Source organism: Nonomuraea fuscirosea (genome assembly GCF_003001935.1).
Lineage (GTDB): Bacteria > Actinomycetota > Actinomycetes > Streptosporangiales > Streptosporangiaceae > Nonomuraea > Nonomuraea fuscirosea.
In genome coordinates, this window is sequence record NZ_PVNG01000006.1 from 19592 (window position 1) to 42567 (window position 22976).

Consider the following 22976-nt stretch of genomic DNA (forward strand, 5'->3'; position numbering starts at 1 on the left):
CCCCCGTGTCACCACGTACCAACAGAAGGAGAAGGCCATGCCGAGAAGAACCAGTGGCCTGGCGGCGCTCTGTCTCACCGGTGTCCTGCTCGCGGTCTCCGCGTGCGGCGGCGGCTCGTCCGGCGGCTCGGACGGAGGCGCGGTCGAACTGCGCTTCGGCTGGTGGGGCAACAACGACAGGGCGGCCGCCACCCAGAAGGTCATCGAGGCCTTCCAGGCCAAGAACCCCGGCATCAAGGTCAAGGGCAGCTACACCGACTTCAACTCCTACTTCGACCGGCTGGCCACCGAGGTGGCGGGCGGGCGGGCACCCGACGTCATCACGCTCGGCGGCGCCTACCCGCGCGAGTACGGCGACCGCGGCGCCCTGCTCGACCTGGCCAAGACCGGTCTGAAGACCGACAAGATCGGCGCCGCGGCGCTGGACAACGGCAAGTTCGGCGGCGTCCAGTACGGCGTGCCGACCGGCGTCAACGCCATCTCCCTCATCGTCAACGAGTCCGTGTTCGAGAAGGCGGCCGTGGACCTGCCCGAGGAGGACACCTGGACCTGGGACGACTTCAAGCGCATCGCCAAGGAGCTGGCCCAGAAGCTGCCGAAGGGCACGTTCGCGCTGGCCGACCCGACCAGGACCGACATGCTGGACGTGTACTCCCGCCAGCGCGGCGAGGCGCTCTACACCGCCGACGGCAAGGTCGGCATCGGCGAGAAGACGCTGGTGGACTGGTGGACGATGACGCTGGAGCTGATGAACGCCGGGGCGACCCCGCCGGCCTCGCAGACGGCCGAGCTGATCACCCAGCCCGCGCCCGAGCAGTCGCTGATGGGCCGCGGCCAGGCGGCCATGCAGTTCGACTGGAGCAACCAGCTCAGCGCCCTCAGCAAGGCCGCCGGGCAGCCGCTGCGGCTGATGCGGGTGCCCGGCGAGAGCGGCGCCACGCAGCCCGGCATGTGGCTGCAGGCCTCGCAGATCTACAGCATCAACGCCAAGAGCGAGCATCCGCAGGAGGCCGCCAAGTTCGTCGACTTCCTGGTCAACAGCCCCGACGCGGGCAAGATCATCCTGGCTGACCGGGGCATCCCGGCCAACTCCGACGTCCGCACGGCCATCCAGGACGTGCTCGGCGAGCCGGAGAAGGCGCAGGCCACCTTCATCGACGCGCTCACGCCGAAGGCCGGGCCGCCGCTGGTGATCGGGCCCGCCGGGTCCACCGACACGCCGAAGATCCTCGACCGGGTCAACGCCGAGGTGCTGTTCGCCCGCCAGCAGCCCGCCGCCGCGGCGACGGACTTCGTCCAGCAGGTCGGGACGGCGATCAAGCAGTGATCGACCGCCACGCGCTCGCCGCACGGCACGCCGTCGAGGTGACCCGGATCCTGCCCGAGTCACCTCTGTCGGTGGGCAACGGGGAGCTCTGCTTCACCGCGGACCTCACCGGGCTGCAGACGTTCCCCGGCTCCTACCCGGTCGAGGACCGCACCGGTACGGCGCCGGGGACGCTGCTGGCCACCATGGCGTCGTGGGGCTGGCACAGCATGCCCGGCTCGTACCGGCTGGCGGACACGACCCGCGTGTACGGGACGGCCCGGGGGCCTGTCCCGTACGTCGACATGCGCGGGGACCTGAGCGGCGACGGCGAGGACCCCGCCTCGGCCGCCGAGTCGTGGCTGCGCGCCAACCCGCACCGGCTCGACCTCGGCCGGATCGGGCTGGCCTCGGCCGGCGGAGCGCCCTTCACCCCCGGGGACGTGAGCGGCGCCCGCCAGCGCCTCGACCTGTGGACCGGCACGCTGACCAGCCGCTACCTGCTGCGCGGCGCGCCCTTCCACGTCGTCACCGTCTGCCATCCCGGCCGGGACGTGATCAGCGTGCGGCTGGAGTCGCCCGCGCTGGGGGAGACGGGGGTGCGGCTGGCGTTCCCGTACGGGTCCGAGGCGTGGGGGAACGCGGCCGACTGGACCAGACCGGGAGAGCACACCTCCCGCCTGCTCGCCCGCGCCGGCGGCGGCACGGTGCTGCGGCGGCTCGACGGCACCGCGTACCAGGTGAGCGTGCGGATGACGGGCGGCGGCGAGGTGTCCGCGGCCGGCGCCCACGAGTTCCTGATCACCTTCCGCGAGCCGGTCGCCGAGCTGACGTTCGCCTTCCTGCCAGGCGACGCCGAGGCGGAACCGCCGGGCCGCACTGGGGCAGAAGCGCTGGGTCACGCCGAGGCGGAACCGCCGATTCACCTGGGGGCGGAATCCCCGGGCTACGCGGTGGCGGAGCCGCCGGGTCACGACGAGGTCGCCGGGGCCGCGGCGCGGCACTGGCCCCGCTTCTGGAGCACGGGCGGGGCGGTGGACCTGTCCGGCAGCCGCGACGAGCGCGCCCCCGAGCTGGAGCGGCGGATCGTCCTGTCGCAGTACCTCACGGCGATCCACTGCGCCGGCTCCTCACCGCCCGCCGAGACCGGGCTGATCGCCAACAGCTGGCGTGGCCGCTTCCACCTGGAGATGCACTGGTGGCACGCGGCGCACTTCCCGCTGTGGGGCCGCTCTGAGCTGCTGGAACGCAGCCTGTCCTGGTACGCCGCCATCCTGCCCCGCGCCCGCGAGACCGCCCGCGCGCAGGGCTGCCCCGGAGCCCGCTGGCCCAAGCAGACCGGCCCCGACGGGCGGGAGAGCCCGAGCCCGATCGGGCCGTTCCTGGTGTGGCAGCAGCCCCACCCGATCTACCTGGCCGAGCTGGTGCGCCGCGCCGCCGGCACCCGCCGGGCGCTGTCCCTCTACGGCGACCTCGTGCTCGACACCGCCGCCTTCATGGCCGCCTTCGCCGTCAAGGGACCTCAGGGGTACGGGCTGGGGCCGCCGCTGGTGCCGGCCCAGGAGTCGTACGCGGACGTGCGCGCCGAGGCGGCGAATCCGACGTTCGAGCTGGCCTACTGGTCGTGGGCGCTGCGGGTGGCGCAGCGCTGGCGGCTGCTGCTGGGCCTGCCGCCCGAGCCGCGCTGGGCCGAGGTGGCCGAGGGGATGGCCCGGCCGCTCGTGCGCGACGGGGTGTACGCGGCCATGGACGCGCCGCCGTACACGGTGCGCGACGACCACCCCTCCATGCTGTACGCGCTCGGCGTCGTCCCCCCGACGCACCTCGTCGACAACGCCACCATGCGCCGCACCCTCGACGACGTGCTCACCCGCTGGAACTGGGAGAGCACCTGGGGCTGGGACTACCCGGCCATCGCCATGACCGCCACCCGGCTGGGCGAGCCTGACCTGGCCGTCGAGGCGCTGCTGCGGCCCGAGACGAAGAACACGTACCTGCCCAACGGCCACAACCGGCAGAGCGCCACGCTCCCCGTCTACCTGCCGGGCAACGGCGGGCTGCTGACGGCCGTCGCGCTCATGGTCAAGGGCTGGGACGGCGGCCCGCCCTCGCCGGGCTTCCCCGGCACGTGGACGGTCCGCCACGAGGGCCTGTCCCCGCTACCCTGAACCGGCCGGCCGGCTCAGTCCACCGGCGAGGGCGGCGGGGAGCCCAGGGCGGCCACCTCGTCCCAGAAGCCGTCCGGCACGACCGTGTCGGCCAGGGCACCCAGTTGCTCCAGCCGCGCCACCGACGTCACCCCCACCACCGTCGAATGGACCCGCGGCTCGGCCAGCGAGAAGTGCAGCGCGGCGGCGGCCAGGCCGATGCCCCACCGCTCCGCCAGCTCCCGCAGCCGCTCCACGTGCTGCCCGAACTCGGGCGAGATCGGCCGGTAGCCGTACCGGCCGGCCCGGCGCGGGGAGCCCGACAGGATGCCGCCGCCGAACGGCGCGGCGTTGAAAACCGTCATGTTCCGCTCCGTGGCCAGGTCGAGGATGTCCTCCCCCCGCCGGTCCACCAGCGTGTAACGGTTGTGGGTGAGGACCGCGTCGAACGCGTCCGTACGGATGTAGTCCTGCACCAGCGTGCCGCCCGCCGCCGCGATGCCGATCTCACCGACGAGCCCCTGCTCGCGCAGCGACACCAGCGCCGGCACCGCGCCGCCGGGCGCCATCGCCTCCGACAGCGTGATCGTGAACGGGTCGTGCAGGTGGTAGACCGGCAGCCGCTCGACGCCCAGCCGGGTGATCGTCTCCTCGAACGAGCGCATCACCCGGTCACCGTCGAACACGCCCGTGTCCGGGTCGCGGTCCGCCTTCGTGAAGATCGTCACCCCGGCGCCGCCCCCGGCGTTCGCGAGCGCCTGCCCGATCAGCGTCTCGCTGCGGCCGCCCGCGTACTCGTTGGAGGTGTCGAGCTGGCGGAAGCGGCCGGACATGAGCGCGTCCGCCAGCTTCTCGCCGTCCGGCTCGCGGCCCAGCGCCGACAGGCCGACGGTCACCGCCTCCAGCGGGCCTGACATTCCGGGTACGCGTCGCTCCTGCTGCTGCTCTGGCACCGTGGCCTGCCTCTCCTTTTTAGCCTCTTCGTCCCGATCATCCCACGGCATCCCCGGCATCCCCGGCATCCCGCGACAGCCGGATCAGCGCCGGATCAGCGCCGGATCAGCGCCTGCCCGCTGCTGGATCAGAGCCGGAACTGCTGCCTGCTTCTCCGGCTGCGCCACTCCACCGTCATCACCGTCGCGTCGTCCTGGAGCCGCCCATGCTGGTGCTCCAGGATCTCCTGGATCAGCCGCCGCATCGTCTCGGGAGCCGGAAGCCCGTCCGCCTCCCGCTTGACCACGAACTGGATGAACCGCTTGAGCCCGAACAGCTCCCCGGCCGGGCTCTGCGCCTCGATGACGCCGTCGGTGTAGAACAGCAGCCGGTCACCCGGCTGCAACTGGTACCGCAGCAGGCCCGTCGAGGGGGCCAGGCCGAAGCCCATCGGCGGGTCGGGCACGCTGTCCAGCGTCGTCACCAGGCGGCCCTCCCGCAGCACCAGCGGCGGGTGGTGACCCCGGTTGACCCAGGTGAGCGCCCCGGTTCGCAGGTCCAGCCGGGCCAGGATCCCCGTGACGAACCGCCCGGTGAACTGCTCCTTGACGGCCGCGTCGACCGCCTCGCCGACCTCCGGCAGCTCCAGCCCCTGCCGGCGATGGGTACGGGAGGCGCCCATGGCGATGGAGGCGGTCAGCCCGGCGGCGGTGTCGTGCCCCATGGCGTCGAAGATCGACAGATGCAGGTGGCGGCCGTCCACGGCGTAGTCGAACGCGTCGCCGCCCATCTCGTACGCGGGCTCCAGCGCCGCGCTCACCACCACGTCACCGTTGGCGAACGTGCTGGGGGGCAGCAGGTTCCACAGCACCTCGGCCGACAGGGTCAGCGGGCGGGCGCGTACCAGCCGGGCGTAGGAGTCGCTGTGCGGGCGCTTGCTGATCACCAGCAGCGCCACCAGGGACGCCAGCGCCTTGGCCCGCTCCTCGACCGGCTCCGTGTAGCCGGGGACGGTCATGCCCAGCACGCCGACCCGTTCGGCGCCGTCGAGCAGCGGCACCCACAGGCGCGGCTTTCCCTCCGGGTTCGCCGGGGCGGCGGGGGAGCGGCCGCGCACGATCTCCACCGCGCGGAAGGCGCGGCCCGGCAGGGTGCCGTCGATCCGGATCGGCTTGGGCGGCTCGTCGTCCTGGTCCTGCCTGCCCGGCAGGCGGATGAGCTGCAACTGCTGCAGATCGGTCAGGTAGATGTCCGTCTCGGACAGGCCGAGCGGCCGCGCGTGCTCCTCGACCGCGGACGCCAGCTCCTCCATCCCGTTGAGGTGCATGAACTCCAGCAGGCCGCTGAGGGCGCGCTCACCTTCGTCCCGCACATCCGCTCCCTTCCCGGCTCCTGCCCTGACGGCTCCCTACCCACCGAGCCGCCCCCGGGATCACGACGCACCGAACGCCGGGGAACGCCGGACATCGCCGCGCCGTGCAGCGCCGGGAGGGGCGGCCATGGGACGGCGGTAGAGCGCCGGTCGGGACAGCCCCGGAGCGGCGGCGGCGCGCCGAGCGGTGTTCGTTCCTAAGCGGGCGGGTCGTCGAAGCGGCGGGCGAGCAGTTCCCGCGCGGCCTTGAAGCCGGCCACCACGTCCGCGGCCGTGCGCTCCCGCCGCACCAAACCCACCGCCTGGCCCGCGTAGACGTACGCGCCGTCGAAGTCGCCCTTCGCCCGTGCGGCCTCCAGCTCGGCCCGCGCGGCCTCGTCGGCGGCCAGCGCCTCCTCCCGCCCGTCCCACCGGTCGAAGAACGCGTTGCGCAGCGCCCGCCCCCCGAACTCCGGCGGCCAGGCCAGCCGCTGCGCGACGTCGAAGACGCGGCCGTAGGCGGTGCCCGTCTCCTCCGTGGCCAGAACGCGCTCCCTGGCCGCCCCGGACAGCGTCGTCTCGGCGCACCCCAGGAACGCCGTGCCCACCCAGGCGCCCTCCGCGCCCGCGGCCAGCACGGCGGCCAGCCCGCGCGCCGTCGCGATGCCGCCGGCGGCCAGCGCCGGGACGCTCACCTCGTCCAGCACGCCCTGCAGCAGCGGCAGCGTGGCCACCTCGTCCCTGCCGTGGCCGCCGCCCTCTCCGCCGCGCGCCACGATCACGTCCACCCCGGCCCGCTCGGCCTCCAGTGCCTCCCGCGTGGTGCCCGCCTGCGTGGCCACGGCGATCCCGGCCGCACGCAGCGGCTCCACGTAACGCGCGAAGTCCCCGTAACTCACCGACACCAGGGCGGGTCGCGCCGCCAGCACCGCGTCCAGCTGGCCGGGCCGCTCCTCCAGCGCCCAGGCCATCAGCCCGATCCCGTACGGCCGGCCGCTCGCGGCGGCGACGGCGGCCTGCTCGGCGATCCATGCGGCCGAAGCGGTGGCCGGCGCCCCGAACATGCCGAGCCCGCCCGCCGCCGACACGGCAGCCGCCAGCCGTCCGTCACTCACTCCCGCCATCGGCGCCCCGACCAGCGGAACCTCCAGCCCGAACCGCTCGGTCAGCCAGGTACGCAACATCGGCCCCTCCCGCTCGCCCACCGGCAACGCGCGCCAGCGTATCCCGTTCGATCCGGAGCCCGCGCACGGGCCGCCGTCTGCCGAGGCGTCGCCGATGAGGCCGGTTCATCCGCTCCAGGGACCCGGGCAGGTCGTCGGGGTGGAGGCTTCGACCGGCACCTGAAAGGCGGCGGCTCCGTACCGGAACTCGCGCCTGAAGCCGGACGGTCAGCCGGCGGGAAGGGAGAGGCGGGTGGCGACGGCGGAGACCGCGTCCAGGATCCGGTCCACCTGCGCAGCGGTGTGGGCGGCGGTGACGCTCAGCCGGATCAGCGCCCGGCCCTCGGGCACCCCCGGCGGCAGCATGGCGTTGGCCAGCACCCCCTCCTCCAGCAACCCCGACCAGAACCGGCAGCACGTCATGGCGTCGCCCACCCGCAGCGACACGGTCGGGGTGCCGCCGGCCGGGACGGCGAAGCCGAGCGCGGCCAGCCCTGAGCGGAGCCGTTCGGCCGCGGAGAGCACGGCCAGGCGGCGCTCCGGCTCCGTGCGGACCACGTCGAGCGCGGCCAGCGCCGCCGCCGTGCAGGCCGGCGGCAGGGAGGCCGAGAACAGCGCGGCCCGCGCGCTGTGCCGCAGGTAGGCGATGACGTGACCGGGCCCGGCGACCGCCCCGCCGAGCGTGCCGAAGCACTTGGAGAACGTCAGCGTCTGCACGTCCACCGCCGGCTGCAGCCCGAAGTGCTCGGCGGCGCCCCGCCCGCCAGGCCCCAGCAGCCCGAGGTCGTGCGCGCTGTCGAGCACGATCCGCGCCCCGTGGCGCTCGGCCAGCTTGACGATGCCGGGCAGGTCGCACAGATCGCCCCCGACCGAGAACATGCCCTCGGTGAGCACGAGCACCCCGGCCGCCGGATCGGCCTCCGCCAGCAGGCGCTCCAACTGGTCCAGGTCGTTGTGCCGGTAGCGGCGCAGCGGGGCCAGGCCGAGGCGGGCGGCGTCGATGAGCGAGGCGTGGATGTCGCGGTCGGCGAGCAGCAGGTCACGCGGCCCGAACAGGGCGCTGAGCGCGAGGTTGGCCTGGTAGCCGGTGGAGACCACCATCACCGCCTCGTGGCCGAGGAACGCCGCCAGCTCCTCCTCCAGCCGCTGGTGCAGGGCCAGCGTGCCGTTGAGCGCGCGCGAGCCGGAGTTGCCCGCGCCCAGCCGGCGCAGCGCCCGCGCACCCGCCTCCTTCAGCCGGGGGTCGCCGGACAGCGCCAGGTAGTCGTTGGAGCCGGCCATCAGCACGCGACGGCCGCCCACCACGGCCTCCCCGCCGCCCGGCCGTTCCTCCACCGGCACGTAGAAGGGGTAGACGCCCGGCGCGATGAGCGCCTCGATCTCGCCGGGCAGCCGGCACTTGCTGAACGGGTCCGTCACGGCACTCACTTTCCGCCTTGTCCGGAGCGGTCCGGCGACTCGCTCCGCGTCAGGCGATCGTAGCTGACAGTGTCGAAGCGTAAGAGTAGAGTAACCGGCCAGGTCCGGGGGAAGCGCCTCGTGCTTCGCGGTGCCCAGGTCCGGAGGAAGTGCTCCGTGCCGTGCGGCGCCCGGGTCCGCCGCGTCGCCGGCCCGATGCCCGACCAAGCGCCCGACCAGCACCTGACCGGGCGACAGCCGAGAGCCGACAAGGACGTGAGCATGACCGAGGACGAGACCTTCCACCAGCTGCGCGCCATCTGCGCCAGGATCCTCTCGGTGGATCCGGCGCGGATCGCCCCCGACACCGACCTGCGCGAGGAGCTGGACGCCGACAGCCTCGACATGGCCGAGCTGGCCGCGGCGAGCGAGGACCGCTTCCAGCTCGTCGTGGACCTCGACACCGCCAAGCAGGCCCGCACCCTGGCCGACGTGGCCTCCCTGGTCCGCGCCGGGGCCCAGGCCGGCTGATGGCGGAACGGGTCCGCGTCGCCGTCACCGGCCTGGGCGTGCGCACACCGGGCGGCAACGACCTGCGGACGTTCTGGGACACCCTGATCGCCGGGCGCTCCACCGCGCGCACCATCACCTCCTTCGACGCCTCGTCCCTGCCGGTCGGCTTCGCCTGCCAGGTCCCCGGCTTCGACACCGGTCCCTACGTGACGGGCAAGCAGGCGCGCCGCATGGACCGGGCGACGCTGCTGGCCGTGTGCGCGGCCGACGACGCGCTCGCCGACGCCGGGCTGATCGATCCGAGCGGCATGAACGGCCTGGGCGGTCCCGGCGGCCTCGCCGGCGCGTCGGTGCCGCCCGAGCGGCGGGCGGTCGTGACGGGCACCGCGCTCGGCGGCAACGAGACCGCCGAGGCCACCCTGCTCGGCGCCGCGTACGCCGCGCCGCCCAGCCCGCCGCCCAGCCCGCCCGGGGCCGGCGCGCAGCCGAGCGCACTCTACGTCCCGAGGATCATGCCGAACGCCTCCGCCGCGTTCGTCAGCATGCGTCACCAGATCCTCGGCCCCAGCCTGACCGTCTCCACCGCCTGCGCCTCCGGCGGCCACACGATCGGGGAGGGCCTGCGCCTGCTCCGCGACGGCTCGGCCGACCTGGTCGTGGCCGGCGGCACGGAGGCGTGCGTGTCGCCCACGATCCTGCTCGCCTTCCACCGCTGCGGCGCGCTGTCGCAGCGGGTGAACGAGCCGGAGTGCGCCTCGCGGCCGTTCGACGCCGCCCGCGACGGGTTCGTGCTGGCCGAGGGCGCGGCGTTCGTCGTACTCGAACGGCTGGAGGACGCCGAACGGCGCGGCGCCCGCGTCTACGCCGAACTGTCCGGGTACGGCCGCACCTCCGACGCCCACCACCTGACCACCCCCGACCCCAAGGGGGAGGGCGCCGAGCGGTGCGTCCGGCAGGCGCTGGCCGACGCGGGCCTGCGCACCGGCGACGTCGCCTGCGTCAACGCCCACGGCAGCGGCACCCCGCTCAACGACATCACCGAGGCCCAGGTCATCGCCCGGCTGTGCGGGCCAGGCCAGGTGCCCGTCACCTCCACCAAGAGCATCCTCGGCCACGCGATCGGCGCGGCCGGGGCGATCGAGGCCGTGGTCAGCGTGCTGACGCTGCACGAACGCCTCATCCATCCCACGATCAACCTCGACGTCCAGGACCCCGAGTGCGAGATCGACGTGGTACGCCGGCCGCGCCCGCTCGGTCCGGGAGCCGTCGTGTCCAACTCGTTCGCCTTCGGGGGCCACAATGCGAGCCTCGTCTTCACCTCCGCACGCCCCTAGCGGGCCGGCCACGGCGGCCGTGCCCGTGCGGGGCCGCCGCGAGCTGCGGGAGTTCATCGAGCTCCCGTACCGGTTGCACGGCCGCGATCCGGCCTTCGTGCCGCCGCTGCGGGAGGACTGCCGGCGCCTGCTCGACCGGCGGCGCAACCCGTTCTTCGAGTACGGCGACGTCGAGCTGTTCACCGTGCGCAGGGGCGGCCGGGTGGCCGGGCGCGTCGCCGCCGTGCACAACCCGCGGCACAACGAGCTCCGCGCCGCCCGCGACGGGTTCTTCGGGCAGTTCGCCTGCGCCGACGACCCGTCGGTGGCGCGCGAGCTGCTGGACGCGGCGGCGTCGTGGCTGCGCGGGCGCGGGCTGCGCACGATGCTGGGGCCCGTCGGGTTCACCACGAACGACGAGTGCGGGGTGCTGGTGGACGGGTTCGGCCGGCCGCCGAGCGTGATGATGCCGTACAACCCGGCCTACTACCCGCCGCTGCTGGAGTCCTGCGGGCTGACCAAGGCCAAGGACCTGTGGACGTGGGAGGAGACGGCCGGCGGGCTGCCGATGGAGCGGCTGCTGCGGGTGGCGCGGCTGGCCGAGCGGCGTCACCAGGTCACCGTGCGGCCCCTCGACCTGGGCTCCGGCTACGACGCCGACATGAGGGTGGTGCAGGAGGTCTTCGAACGGGCCTGGCAGGGCAACTGGGGCTTCACGCCGATGACCGGCGCCGAGTTCGCCGACGTCACCGGGCGGCTGAAGGCGCACCTCGATCCCGCGATCGTGCAGCTCGCGGAGGTGGCCGGGGAACCCGCCGGGGTCGCCCTCGCCCTGCCCGACCTCAACCAGGCTCTGACCGCCGCGCGCGGCCGCCTGACCCGTTTCGGCCTGCCGATCGGGATGCTGCGCCTGGTCCGGGCGGTGCGCCGGATCGACCGGGTCAGGGGCGTGCTGTTCGGCGTCCTGCCGCACGCGCGCGGGCGCGGCGTCGAGACCGTGCTGTTCGCCAGGGGCCAGGAGGCCATCACGGCGCGTGGTTACACCGGCGGCACCGAGTACGGCTGGACACTGGAGGACAACCAGGCCGTCAACGGCTACCTGCGCCGACTCGGCTGCGCCCGCGCCAGGACGTACCGCATCTACGGCCGCGAGCTGTGAAGCCGACGGCGACCGCAGTTCACGATCGTCCGGAAGCCGCCAGGGGGCATCAGAGGTCGCTGCGGGCGGCCGCGAGGAAGCGGGCGAGCAGGGGATCGTGGTCGTCGCGGCGCCAGGCCACCGCGACGGTGGTGCGGGCGTCGTTCGGACTGATCCGGCGGTAGGCGACCCCGTTCAGGCGGATCCGGCGGATGCTCGCCGGGGCGAGCGACACGCCCAGCCCGGCCTCGACGAGCGCGCACACCGTCTGCCACTCGACGGCCTCCTGGCCGAGGCGGGGCTCGAAGCCGGCGCTGCGGCACAGGCCGAGGATCCGGTCGTGGAACCTCGGCCCGGCACCGCGGGGCAGCAGCACGAACGGCTCGTCCGCGAGCGCCTCGACCGGGACGACGCGCCGGGCCGCGAGCGGATGGGCGACCGGCAGGACCGCGATGAACTCCTCGGCCAGGATCGCCTCGGCGGCCAGCCCCGGCTCGTCCGGCGGCTCGCGCAGCAGCCCGACGTCGATCACGTGCTCGTGCAGCGCCGTCACCTGCGGCGCCGAGGTCATCTCGCGGATCTCCATCCGCACCTGCGGGTACCGGTCCCGGTAGGTACGCAGTAAGCCCGGCAGGACGGTCAGCGCGAGCGACGCGGCGAAGCCGACCCGGATGAGCCCCGCCTCACCGCTGCCCGCGCGCCGGGCCGTGTCCAGACCGGCCGCGACCTCGCCGAGCGCGCGCCGGGCGGCGGGCAGGAGCTGCCGGCCCGCCGCCGTGAGGGCGACCGCGCCCGGCCCCCGGGTGAACAGCGGATGCCCGACCTTCGCCTCCAGCCGGCGGATCTGCTGGCTGAGCGGCGGTTGCGCGATGCCCAGCCGCTCGGCCGCGCGCCCGAAGTGGAGCTCTTCGGACAGGACCGTGAAGGCGTGCAACTGCTGAAGGTTGAGCTCGGGACGGTCCATACGCTTAGAGATATCAGATGATGATGGGGACGGTCTTGGACATATCGCTCCTGGTCTTCTACGTTGTGGCCCTATGACAGAGCGACGCGCGATCTTGAGTGGGTCCACCTTCGAGGAGGAGATCGGCTACGCCCGGGCGGTGATCGACGGCGACCGGGTGCACGTGTCCGGGACGACCGGCTTCGACTACACGACCATGACGATCTCCGGCGACGTGGCCGAACAGGCCGAGCAGGCGTTGCGCAACGTCGAAGCGGCCCTGGCCGAGGCGGGCTGCTCGTTCGCCGACGTCGTCCGGGTCAGATACCTGCTGCCCGAGCGCGAGGACTTCCCGCCGTGCTGGCCGGCCCTGCGCCGCCGCTTCGGCGACGTCCGCCCGGCCGCGACCATGCTCGTGTGCGGCCTGTCGGACCCCCGGATGAAGTTCGAGATCGAGGTGGACGCACGACGGCCCGCGTGACGCGGCTAGCGGTGCGAGCTCTGCAGGACACGTGACCGCGCCTGCCGGGCCGGCTTCCTGGCCGCGTACCGCTCGATGGCGAAGTGGACCGCCAGCGCCACCGCCAGCCCGGCGGCCACGTCGGAGAGGTAGTGGTACCAGTCGTACACGACGGCCGCCGTCAGACCGGCGGTCAGCGCCCCCAGCGCGAGGCGGGCGCGGGTGGAGATGTGCCGGCGCAGGCTCAGCAGCGTGATCCACGCGCCCGCCACGTGCGGCGAGGGGAAGCACGCGCCGGGCGGGTCGAAGGCGGCCATGATCTGGTTCTGCAGCGACGTGATCAGATAGCCGGACGGCTTGTACGCCGCGGCGAGCTCGGGCGTGGCCGGCACGGGACCGGCCAGCGGGACCGCGATGAACCCGAGGTAGCAGATCAGCAGCGTCGTCATCGCGGCGAACAGGTAACGCTCGGCCAGGGGCTCACGGCCGCGGACGTAGAGGACGATGGGAAGCAGGAAGCAGCCGTAGTAGGAGAAGTAGCAGAGCGTCAGCAGCTCGGTCAGCGGCGGGCTGCCGGCGGACACCGCGGCCACGTTCGGCGAGCCCCCGAACAGCGCCCGCTCCCAGGCGAGCACCACGTCGTCGACGAAGCGGCCGTGCAGCACGAGGACGGTCTCGGCGGCGGCGGAGTAGACGAACGGGAGCACCAGCAGCGGAGCGGCGAACCGGAGGACGGCGACCGGCCTGCTGCCGGGCCGCCGTCGCATGGCGGCGGCCAGGGCGAGCAGGAGCAGCGCGGCGAGCGCGTAGCCGGCGAGCAGCATCGGCCACTCGGGCAGGCGATTCCGGGCCACGGCCACAATGACCGCCATTATCCCGAAATAGCCCAGCATTATCTTTTCAACCGGTCTGAATTCCACCATAAGTCCCGCGACCCCCGCGCCGTTGCGTCGCCATTCCGCGCCATTCGCTGGGGCTCAATATAGTCGCGGCACGCCCCGCACGAATGGCTTCGACCGGGCGGGTGGCGGCGATAACGTGGTCAAGCGTGAAAGGCGAATTCGCCGCCGGCGCGGTGCCCCTGACCTTCGGCGACCATTACGCGATCCGTCTGGGCGCGGGGGCGGTGCACGACTCCCGCATGCACTGCGGCCTCGCCGTCCGCCTCCCGGGCCCGCCGCCCGAGCCCGGGTCGCTGCGCGAACTCGTCGCGGAACGGGTGCGCGTGGCGGCCCCCGCACTGACCTACCGGCCGGCCGGGCGAGGACGGAACGCGTACTGGGAGCCGGACCCCGGGTTCGACGCCGCCGACCACGTCGAGTTCCATCGGCTGCCGCGCGGGGCCGGGGCGTACCAGGCGGTCGTGGACGCCATGCGGCTGCGGCCGCTGTCCTGGGAGCGACCGCTGTGGAGCCTGATGGTGCTGTACGGCGAGCCGGGGGAGGGGCACGTCATCTGCTACCGGGCGCACCACGCGTTCCAGGACGGCATGGGAGTCGTGGCCGCCGCCCGCGCCCTGCTCGGCACCGGCACGTTGCCCGCACCCACGGGCGCGGGCGATGGTCGTGGCGGTGACGATGGTCGTGGCGGTGACGTGGGCGGTGGAGGCGGCGGTAGCAGCGCCGGTGCCGGTGCCGGTGGCGGTGCCGAACGGGGATGTGGTGCCGGACCGGTGTACCGGGGGTCGCCGGGTCCGGCCCGGCGCGCGCTCGCCGACCTGGGCCGCCTGGCGGCGGCTTCGCCCCCGTGGTTCGCCACGCACCCGGACCCCGGCGAGAGCACCGGCGACGGTCCCCGGCTGGAGGTGGCGAACCTGGACCGGGCGGCGTTCGACGCCGTCTCCCGGGCCACCGGCGCCAGCATCGCGCAGATCGGCCTCGCCCTCGTCACCGGCGCCCTGCGCACCTGGAACCAGCCGTCCATGGACGGCGGGCCGGCCCTGGACGGACACGGGCAGCCGGCGGCCGGCCCGCGAGGTGAGTCGCGGGCCGGGCAGGCGGCCGGTCCATCGGCGGGGCCGCCGGACGAATGGCCCGTGGGACCGCCAAGGGGACTGTCGAGGGGGCTACCGGTGGGGTTGCCGGTGGGGCTGGTCGGGCATCGGGAGCACACCGGGCTCGGCAACCACACCGGGCTGCTCCCCATCACCCTGCCCTGCGACGAGCCGTCCCCCGCGGCCAGGCTCGAACGGATCGCCGAGCAGACCACGATCACGCGGATCGGTCACGCCCGCCGGTCCGCCCGCCGCCTGTACGGGCTGCCCGCCGCCGTGGCCGTGCCGATGTTGCGGCTGCTGTCGCCGCTGCTCGGCCGGGGCTTCCCCCGCCGGCTCGGCGCCACCGCCCTGCCCGTGCCCAGGGACCTGGCCGGTCAGGGCGAGGTGTTCGCGGTCCCCGGCCTGCCGCCGGCCCTGGCCGGCATGGTCGTGATCCTGCCCGCCGGCGCGAACGTGGCGATCTCGGCGGTGTTCGACCCCCGCGTCGCCCGTACGGAGGAGTTCCCCGAACTGCTGCGGCGGGAGCTCACGGAGTCGCTCGCGCCGGCCACCAGATGACCCGCCCCAGGTGGTGGGCGAGCGCGGGCACCAGGAACGAGCGCACGACCACGGTGTCGATGACGACCCCGATCGCCACCAGCAGCCCGAGCTGGACGATCGGCACCAGCGGCAGCACGGTCAGCACGAAGAACGCCGCCGCCAGCACCACGCCCGCCGCGGTGATCACCCCGCCGGTCGCCCGCAGCGCGTGCAGGGTGGCCTCGCGGGTGTCGAGGCGCATGGACTCCTCGCGTACGCGGGCCATCAGGAAGATGTTGTAGTCGATGCCGAAGGCGATGAGGAAGACGAACGCGTACAGCGCGAACGAGGCGTCCATGACGGGATAGCCGAGGAACTGGGTGAACAGCGCCGAGCAGAGCCCCAGCGTGGCGGCGAACGACAGCACGACCGTGCCCATCAGCAGCAGCGGCGCCACCAGCGAGCGCAGCAGGACGACCAGGATCAGCCCCACGACCAGCAGGATCAGCGGCACGACGAGGTAGGCGTCGTCGACGGCGGCGTTCTTGACGTCGAGCAGTTCGCTGGTGAACCCGCCGATCAGCGCCGCGCCGCCGGCGACGCCGCGTACGGACGCGCGCAACTGCTCCACCAGGCGCTGGGCTTCCGGCGTGTTGGGCTCGGCGGCGAGCACCACGTCGATGCCGCGCCACCGCGCGGGCGGCCCCGGCCGCACGGAGACGACCCCCTCCGACCGCCGGGCGGCCTCGGCCACCGCGGCGCTCCTGTCCTGCCTGGCCAGGACCACCACGGGAGCGCTGGCGGGATAGTGCCGCTTCAGCGCGTCGTAGCCGGCCACGGAGTCGGTACGCATGGTGAACAGCGCCGACGGCGGGATGCCCGAGGCGTCCAGCGTGGTCAGCCCCAGGCACAGCAGCGTCAGCAGCAGCGCCGAGCCCGCCCAGGACAGCCGGGGGCGCTGGCCGACGAAACCGGCGACGCCCCGCCACAGCCCGTCGCGGGCGGCCTCGCCGGGACGCGGCACGCTGGGCCAGAACGCCCGCCGCCCGCCCAGCAGCATCAGCGCGGGCAGCAGCGTCACCATCACCACCATCGTGATCACGATGCCGGCGGCGGCGGCCGCGCCGATCGAGCGCAGCGCGTTGGTGTCGGCCACCACCAGGCAGCCCACGCCGCCCGCCACCGTGAGGGCCGAGGCGACGACCGTGCGGATGCCTCCCGACAGCGCGTCCTTCAGCGCGGCCCGCTCGTCGGCCGTCACCCGCAGCCGCTCCCGGTAGCGGGCCACGAGCAGCAGCGCGTAGTCGGTGGCCACCCCGAACACCAGGACGGTGAAGATCTCGGGCGTGGCCGCCCGCAGCGTCATCACCCCGGCCCGGGCGAGCGCGTAGACCGCCGCCGCCGAGCAGATGTAGGCCACCACCACGGCCAGCATCGGGATCACCCACAGCACGGGGCTGCGGTAGACGGCCAGCAGGACCAGCAGCACCACGCCCACGCTCAGCGCCAGCAGGGTGCCGTCGACGTGGCCGAAGGAGTCGACGTAGTCGGCGGCGGCCCCGACGGCGCCGCTCACATAGGTGACCAGCCCGGGCGGGCCACCCTCCGCGGCGATCCTGCGCAGCTCCTCGGCGACCGGGCTGACCAGCACGCCGGGCTTGCCGGAGACGAGCACGGTCGTCTGCAGGGCGCGGCCGTCGGCGCTGGGGACGGGGTCGGAGGCCGTGCCGAGCACGTTGGGGACGGCGATGAAGCGGCGCAGGTCCTTCCTGGCCGCCTTGAGGTCGCCGGCCTGGAGCGGCCCGTCACGCTCGTAGATCACGAGCGCGGGCACCACCCTGCCGTCCTGTTTCGCCAGCAGGTCGAGCACGCGGGCCGACTCGGCGCCCCTGGCCAGCATGGAGGTGCCGCTGGTGACGCGTACGTCGTCGAGCGGCCCGCCCGCCAGGAGGGCCACCGCGGCGACGGCCACCCAGCCGAGCACCACACCGGCCGCAATTCTCCGCACAACCGCCATACGAAACAAAAACGACAATTCCCGCCCACCTCCGGCCTCGATGCTGAAAAGTGCCGGCCGGCACGTGGACCCATGATTCCCTGTCTCAACTGAACGCCCGCACGCGGAGACTCCTTTTTACGTCATGCCCGAAGCGAAATAAGCGCCAGATGTCCGATGAATGGTCAACTCTTCACTCGCAGGTCGGCGAAGAGCGCACGATGGTCGGACCCCGGCACGTCGAACACCCGCACACTTGCCGCCGCCGACCGCGCGTCCGTCAGCACGTGGTCGATGGTCACCAGCGGCGGCAGCGAGCGTCCGTGCGGCCAGGTGGGGACGAGCCCCTGCCCGGTGGCCGCCGCCGCGTCGGTGTAGCCGGTGTCCAGCAGCCGGCGGAGCACCGCGTGGTCGAGCGTCGCGTTGAAGTCGCCCGCCAGGATCCGCGGCGGCCCCGACGAGGGCGCGGGCGGGAGCGCGGCGACCCCGGCCGCCCACTCCGGCACCGTACGGGGCACCGGCGCGACCGGATGCACGACCACGATCTCCACCGGCGAGCCGCCGGGCAGCGCCACCTCGACCACCGGCATGTGGTGCCCGACCGGCTTGAACAGGCCGGTCCGCTCGGTCAGGGGGTAGCGGGAGTACACGCCGCTGCCCTCGGGGCCGCGGAAGTCCGCCCGGCCGACGTGGTACGGCAGCAGCCGCTCCAATCCGGCGGCCGACAGCCGGTCGCGTACCGCGTACGTGAGCTCCTGGATGCTCAGGACGTCCACGTCGAGCCTGCGTACCAGATCGACGATCACCGCCGCGTCGCCGCGCCCGCCGTTGAGGTTGGCCGTCAGCACCCGCAACGCCCGACCTCCGGAGGCCCCGTCGCCCGGGATCGCCCGCGGCAGCACGAACCAGGCCAGGCCGGCACACACCACCAGCAGGATCGCGATCGCGGCCCGGCTCCTGACGGCGACCGCGACCACCAGCGCGACCAGCGCCGCCACCCCGAAGTAGGGGGTGAAGGAGACCAGCGGCACCAGCAGCGGGCCCGCCTCCCACCCGCCGGCCCGCATGGCCGTCCCCGCCGCGAACAGCACGCTCACCCCGATGACCGCCCGGCCCCGCCACACCCGGCGGGGCCGCGCCGCCCCCGCCGTCTCCACGTCGTCTCGCACCAGCACAGACGGCCACGTTAGGCGGCCATTCTTAACGCCGGATGAGGAGCGTTCCGCACCCCGGATGAGAACCGCTCCCGCGCCCGGTCGGCGTACGCCGGATGAAGGCTCTCCCGCCGTCACAGCGCGCCGGATGAGGACTCTTCCCGCGAGCCCGGTCGGCGCACGCCGGGGGTGGGCATGACGGTTCCCGTGGACGAGCGGGAAAGGGGACGGCGGCCGGGCCAGGCCGCCGCGATCCCGCCGATCCGCGCGGTGGCCCGGTTGCGGGGCCGCCAGTACGCCGGCGGCAGCGCGGGAGCGGCGCCGGCCACGACCAGAACGGAGTCTTCCTGATATGCCAGTCCCCAGTCCCGAGGCCGTCGTCACCGTCGACACCCGCCGGCCGTCGGGCCGCCTCGACGACGACGTCTACGGGCACTTCCTGGAGTCGGCCTTCTTCGGCAACATCGACGGCGGGGTGTTCGACGAGGGCTCGCCCCTGTCGATCGGCGAGCCCGGCCTGCTGCGCGGCGTGCGTACGGACGTGCTGGCGCTCTGCCGCGAGCTCGGGCCCGGCCCGATCCGCTGGCCGGGCGGCAACTTCACCTCGGCCTACCACTGGGAGGACGGCGTCGGCCCCAGGGACGAGCGGCCCAGCAGGCTGGAGCTGGCCTGGGGCGGGCGGGAGTCCAACCGGTTCGGCACCGACGAGTTCCTGGCCTGGTGCGAGGCGGTGGGCGCGGAGCCGTACCTGGTGCACTCGGCGCGGGACGTGGACGAGGCGGTGCGCTGGATCGAGTACACCAACTCCGCCAGGGACACCACGCTCACCGCGCGCCGGGCGCGCAACGGCCGGATCGAGCCGTGGAAGGTGCGTTTCTGGGGCGTCGGCAACGAGGTCTACGGCCCGTGGCAGATGGGCCACCGCACGGCCGGGCAGTACGCCGCCGCGGCCCGCGAGCACGCCCTGTTCATGCGCCTGGTCGACCCGGACGTCAAACTGGTCGGGGTCGGCATCCCGTGGCGGCAGGAGGAGTGGACGCGGCCCCTGCTCAAGCGGGCCGGCTCGCTGCTCGACTACCTGTCCCTGCACCTGTACGGGGCCGGCACGCACCTGTGGACCGGCGACGACTACGACGCCGTGGTGGCCCAGTCGCTCTACTTCGAGCGCGAGATCCACGCCTACTCCCAGCTCGTCACCGCCCTCGCCCATGACGCCGGCCTGGACCGGCCGCCGGCGCTCGCGCTGGACGAGTGGACGATGCGTCATCTCGAACCCGCCGCCTGGCCGGAGCCGATGCCCGGCGACGACGGCGGCGTCGCCCCGCGCGAGACCACCGTTCCCGGCGGCGATCCCGGGGCCGTGCGGGTGAACCGGTGGAGCCCCAGGACCGTCGCCGACGCGCTCTTCTGCGCCGGCGTCTTCCACGCCATCCACCGCACCGCCGGCCTGCCCGCCCCCGTCGCCATGGCCAACCCGGTCAACCTGGTCAACGCCAACGGCCTTGTGGTCGCCCGGCCCGGCGGCGCGGTGCGTTCGGCGATCCACCCCATCTGGCACCTCTACCGGCACCACACCGGCCGCACCGTGCTGCCCTGCCAGGTCGAGGGCCCGGCACGGACCGCCTCGGTCGTCCTCGGGGACAACCGGGGGCCGGACGGCAGCCTGCTCACCGCGCCCATGACCGTCCCGTACCTGGACGTCTCGGCCACCCGCGCCGACGACGGCTCGGTACGCGTCGCCGTGATCAACCGGCACCGCTCCGCCACCGTACGCCTGCGCCTCGTCCTCGACGACGCCGCCCCGCCCGCCACCGCCCGGATCCGCGAGGTGGGCGCCGACGTGCCCGACCTCGGCGCGGCCAACACGCTGACCGCGCCGGACACGATCGCCGTCCGCGACCTCGGCCCGGTCGAGGCCGCCGACGGCAGATGGGCCGTTCCACCGCACTCGGTGACCGTCCTGTCCCTGTGAACGCGAGCCGGAACGGAACAGAGACGCCCACGGTCAGAGGCGTGGGGGCCACCGTTCACTAGCGTGACGAGTGGCCCGCACCCCCAGGGAAGGTCCGCGATGCCACCCGACACCCCGGACCCGCCACCCGCGGACCCCGTGCCCGTCGGCCGAGTGTCGCGCGGTTCTCTGGGGGTGGCGCCTTCTCGGCGGGGGCGGCGCCGGGTCAGGCCGGTTGTCGTGCTGGCCGTGCTGGTGGTGATGTTGCTGGTCGTCGTGGGTGGGCTGGTGGTCGTGAACGTCGCCGCCCGGGGCGAGCTTGATCGTGTCCGCGTTCAGCGTGACCAGGCGCTCAGCCGACAGCTCAGCGCGCAGAGCCGGGCCATGGCCGTCGCATCGCCGCAGTTGGCCAGGCTGCTTGCTGTCGCCGCCGCCCGGATCATGCCCGGGTCCGCTGAGGCCGGGGCGGCCGTTCGCGCGGCCACGGTGACGCCGCAGCCGGCCGTGCTGGGTGGGTTCCCCGGGGAGATGCACGCCGTCGCGTTCGGTCCCGACGGTGCGACCCTGGCCGCTGCCGGTCGCGGCACGCCGCTGCGTCTGTGGGAGACGGCCGGCCTGACCCCCGTTGCCTGGCCACAGGGGGAGAGGGGGACGAAGCAGGGCGAACCAGGGCAGAGCGAGACCGGGCAGGGGGAACCCGGCCAAGGGGAGCCAGGGGAGGAGGAAGCGGGTGGGCGGTCGGAGGGTGGGATGGAGGACGGGATGGCGGTGGCGTACAGCCGCGACGGCCGTCATCTCACCGTCGCGTCGGCGACCGGGCGGGTGCGCGTGTGGGACACCCGTACCCGCGAGAGCTGGAGCGGTGGTGAGACCGCTCCGTGGAGCCGGCGCTGGGCCGCGTTCAGCCCCGACGGGAGGCTGCTGGCCACGACGAGCGGCTCCACCGGCGCCTCCCGCCTGTGGGACGTCGGCTCGGGCAGGCCGGTGGCCGCGCTGCACTCCCTCGACGGCGCCCCGGGACCGGTCGCGTTCAGCCCGGACGGGTCGCTGCTCGCGGCCGCGTATCCGGGCGGGCTCATCAGGACGTTCGACGTCGCCTCGGGCAGGCTGACGGGAGACCCGCTGCGGCCGGTCCGGGGGAGTGTCGTGCCGGAGCCGCGCGAGGAGGCGGGCGCGCTCGCGTTCGGGCCGGGCGGCAGGATCCTGGCCGGCACCACGGGCAGTGAGCACATCCAGCTCTGGAACGTCGCCACCAGGCGCGCCATCGGCCGGCCGCTCACCGGCCACACCGGCCTGATCACCTCGGCGGCCTTCAACTCCGACGGGAGCGTTCTGGCCACGGCCGGCCAGGACGCGACGATCAGGCTGTGGGACGTGCGCGCCCGCCGCCCGCTCGGGGAGCCGCTGACCGGGCACACGCACGCCGTCAACGCCGTCGCCTTCAGCCCCGGCGGCGGTCTGCTGGCCAGCGCGGGCGCCGACGCGACCGTGCGCCTGTGGCGGATCCCGCGTGGCGTCCGGCACCGGCTCACCCTGCCGGGCACGGGCGGCGCAGGCGGCGAGGTCCCGGCCGACCGGCCGATGCCCGACCGCTGGTACGAGCGGCAGGACACCACCCAGGCCGTCCTGAGCGCCGACGCGAGCAGGCTCGTGGTCCAGCCGTACGACGCGACGACGCCCGGGTCCGGTGCCGTGTGGTCATGGGACGTGCGGCGGCCCCGCCGGCTCGGCGAACGGCTGCGCATCCGGCCCGACGACCTCGTGGACGGCATGGCCCTCACCCCGGACGGCCGCGTGCTGGCGGCTTCCGGCTCCGACGACGCCGCCCGCGGCCTGAACACCACCGTCCTCGACGGCCCCACCTCGATCCGCGGCCGCCCCCTCGCCTACAGCCCGGACGGCCGCCTCCTGGCCACGGAGATCGAGAACGAGAGCGACGGGACACCAGGCCAGGAGTCGGGTGGGGTTCTGATCTGGTCGTCTAAGGCCGGCGGGCAGGTAAAAGGCGGGCCGGTCGGGTATGCGGGGCGGGTGACGGCGGCGGCCTTTGATCCGCGTGGCGTGTTGCTGGCTGTGGGCACCTCGGACGGTTCCGTGTCGGTGTGGGATGTGGCGGCCGGCCGTTCGCGGGGCACGGTGCGGGCCCACGCCTTGCCGGTGACCTCGCTGGCCTTCGCGCCGGACGGCGGTCTGCTCCTGTCGGGCGGCGAGGACCAGCGGGCCCGGCTCTGGGACGTGGCCACCGCCCGTCCCCACGAAGCCCCGCCAAGCGTCCGCCCTCACGAAGCCCCGCTCACCGCCCGCCCCCACGGGGCCTCGCTCATCGGTCACACCGGGCAGGTCCGCGCTGTGGCCTTCGCCCCGGATGGGACGGTCTTCGCCACCGGCGGTCAGGATCGCACCGTGCGGTTGTGGGACACCGCCACCGGCCGGCCCCTGGGGCCGCCGCTGGCCGGGCACGGTGGTGAGGTGCGGGCGCTGGCGTTCACCCGCGACGGCAGGGAGCTGGTGGTGGCGGTGGCCGACCTCGTGCAGGTGACCGGGGATGCGTACGCCGTCTGGAAGTGGGACACCGCTGCGCTGACCGGCGACGTGACGGCCACGGCCTGTGCCCAGGCGGGGCGCTCGTTGACCCGCGAGGAGTGGGCGGCCTTCGTGCCCGGCCTGCCGTACCGGGACGTCTGCCCGTGAGAAG

At 74.2% G+C, this 22976-nt stretch carries 18 protein-coding genes; 10 read left to right on the forward strand and 8 right to left on the reverse strand.

Annotated elements, in window-relative coordinates:
• The first annotated feature begins 37 nt into the window (after positions 1 to 37).
• Positions 38 to 1327 carry an ABC transporter substrate-binding protein gene (locus B0I32_RS15105; RefSeq protein ID WP_106239272.1) on the forward strand — a complete coding sequence of 430 codons (1290 nt, stop codon included), beginning with the start codon at positions 38 to 40 and terminating at the stop codon, positions 1325 to 1327.
• Positions 1324 to 3474, forward strand: a complete 2151-nt coding sequence (locus tag B0I32_RS15110) for a hypothetical protein (RefSeq protein WP_106239273.1) — start codon at positions 1324 to 1326, stop codon at positions 3472 to 3474. The genes B0I32_RS15105 and B0I32_RS15110 overlap by 4 nt, the downstream gene beginning before the upstream one ends.
• Positions 3475 to 3488: 14 nt before the next feature.
• Here B0I32_RS15110 and B0I32_RS15115 read toward each other — a convergent pair whose 3' ends face one another.
• The 4 genes from B0I32_RS15115 to B0I32_RS15130 form a co-directional block, all read right to left on the reverse strand.
• A complete protein-coding gene (locus B0I32_RS15115; protein ID WP_219911823.1) occupies positions 3489 to 4406 on the reverse strand; it encodes an aldo/keto reductase in 918 nt (305 codons plus the stop codon).
• Between the two features lie 128 nt (positions 4407 to 4534).
• Positions 4535 to 5758, reverse strand: coding sequence for a PP2C family protein-serine/threonine phosphatase (locus B0I32_RS15120; RefSeq protein WP_245955842.1), 1224 nt, complete (start codon positions 5756 to 5758; stop codon positions 4535 to 4537).
• A gap of 197 nt (positions 5759 to 5955) precedes the next feature.
• Positions 5956 to 6942, reverse strand: a complete 987-nt coding sequence (locus B0I32_RS15125; RefSeq protein ID WP_245955867.1) for an NAD(P)H-dependent flavin oxidoreductase — start codon at positions 6940 to 6942, stop codon at positions 5956 to 5958.
• Positions 6943 to 7128: 186 nt separating this feature from the next.
• Entirely contained in the window at positions 7129 to 8319 is a 1191-nt protein-coding gene (locus B0I32_RS15130) for an aminotransferase class I/II-fold pyridoxal phosphate-dependent enzyme (RefSeq protein WP_219911824.1), read from the reverse strand.
• A gap of 261 nt (positions 8320 to 8580) precedes the next feature.
• On the opposite strand from B0I32_RS15130, the gene B0I32_RS15135 reads away from it, so the two are divergent.
• Genes B0I32_RS15135 through B0I32_RS15145 form a run of 3 tightly spaced genes read left to right on the forward strand, consistent with a single transcriptional unit; the run spans position 8581 to position 11283 of the window.
• Entirely contained in the window at positions 8581 to 8829 is a 249-nt protein-coding gene (locus B0I32_RS15135; protein ID WP_181307411.1) for an acyl carrier protein, read from the forward strand.
• Positions 8829 to 10145, forward strand: a complete 1317-nt coding sequence (locus B0I32_RS15140; protein WP_106239281.1) for a beta-ketoacyl-[acyl-carrier-protein] synthase family protein — start codon at positions 8829 to 8831, stop codon at positions 10143 to 10145. The genes B0I32_RS15135 and B0I32_RS15140 overlap by 1 nt, the downstream gene beginning before the upstream one ends.
• Positions 10146 to 10164: 19 nt before the next feature.
• The gene (locus B0I32_RS15145; protein ID WP_106239283.1) at positions 10165 to 11283 is read left to right on the forward strand and encodes an N-acetyltransferase; all 1119 of its coding nucleotides are present in this window, start codon (positions 10165 to 10167) and stop codon (positions 11281 to 11283) included.
• A gap of 49 nt (positions 11284 to 11332) precedes the next feature.
• Here B0I32_RS15145 and B0I32_RS15150 read toward each other — a convergent pair whose 3' ends face one another.
• The gene (locus tag B0I32_RS15150; RefSeq protein ID WP_106239285.1) at positions 11333 to 12226 is read right to left on the reverse strand and encodes a LysR family transcriptional regulator; all 894 of its coding nucleotides are present in this window, start codon (positions 12224 to 12226) and stop codon (positions 11333 to 11335) included.
• Between the two features lie 73 nt (positions 12227 to 12299).
• Here B0I32_RS15150 and B0I32_RS15155 point away from each other — a divergent pair, with 73 nt between their 5' ends.
• Entirely contained in the window at positions 12300 to 12686 is a 387-nt protein-coding gene (locus B0I32_RS15155) for a RidA family protein (RefSeq protein WP_106239287.1), read from the forward strand.
• 5 nt (positions 12687 to 12691) lie between these two features.
• On the opposite strand, the gene B0I32_RS15160 is transcribed toward B0I32_RS15155, so the two are convergent.
• Positions 12692 to 13537: a phosphatase PAP2 family protein gene (locus B0I32_RS15160; protein WP_181307413.1), complete on the reverse strand. Its 846-nt coding sequence runs from the start codon at positions 13535 to 13537 to the stop codon at positions 12692 to 12694.
• 176 nt (positions 13538 to 13713) lie between these two features.
• Between B0I32_RS15160 and B0I32_RS15165 the strand changes: the two genes are divergently transcribed.
• A complete protein-coding gene (locus B0I32_RS15165) occupies positions 13714 to 15219 on the forward strand; it encodes a wax ester/triacylglycerol synthase domain-containing protein (RefSeq protein ID WP_181307415.1) in 1506 nt (501 codons plus the stop codon).
• Here the strand turns inward: B0I32_RS15165 and B0I32_RS15170 are convergent.
• Both B0I32_RS15170 and B0I32_RS15175 read right to left on the reverse strand, forming a co-directional pair.
• The gene (locus B0I32_RS15170) at positions 15188 to 17188 is read right to left on the reverse strand and encodes an MMPL family transporter (RefSeq protein WP_181307417.1); all 2001 of its coding nucleotides are present in this window, start codon (positions 17186 to 17188) and stop codon (positions 15188 to 15190) included. The genes B0I32_RS15165 and B0I32_RS15170 overlap by 32 nt on opposite strands.
• Before the next feature lie 173 nt (positions 17189 to 17361).
• Positions 17362 to 18351 carry an endonuclease/exonuclease/phosphatase family protein gene (locus tag B0I32_RS15175; RefSeq protein WP_106239296.1) on the reverse strand — a complete coding sequence of 330 codons (990 nt, stop codon included), beginning with the start codon at positions 18349 to 18351 and terminating at the stop codon, positions 17362 to 17364.
• Positions 18352 to 18525: 174 nt separating this feature from the next.
• Between B0I32_RS15175 and B0I32_RS57645 the strand changes: the two genes are divergently transcribed.
• From B0I32_RS57645 to B0I32_RS15190, 3 genes are all read left to right on the forward strand, one after another.
• Positions 18526 to 18681, forward strand: a complete 156-nt coding sequence (locus B0I32_RS57645) for a hypothetical protein (protein WP_181307419.1) — start codon at positions 18526 to 18528, stop codon at positions 18679 to 18681.
• A 1-nt stretch (position 18682) separates the two neighbouring features.
• Entirely contained in the window at positions 18683 to 20302 is a 1620-nt protein-coding gene (locus B0I32_RS15185) for an alpha-L-arabinofuranosidase C-terminal domain-containing protein (RefSeq protein ID WP_106239301.1), read from the forward strand.
• 219 nt (positions 20303 to 20521) lie between these two features.
• Entirely contained in the window at positions 20522 to 22972 is a 2451-nt protein-coding gene (locus tag B0I32_RS15190) for a WD40 repeat domain-containing protein (protein WP_106239303.1), read from the forward strand.
• Positions 22973 to 22976: the final 4 nt, after the last annotated feature.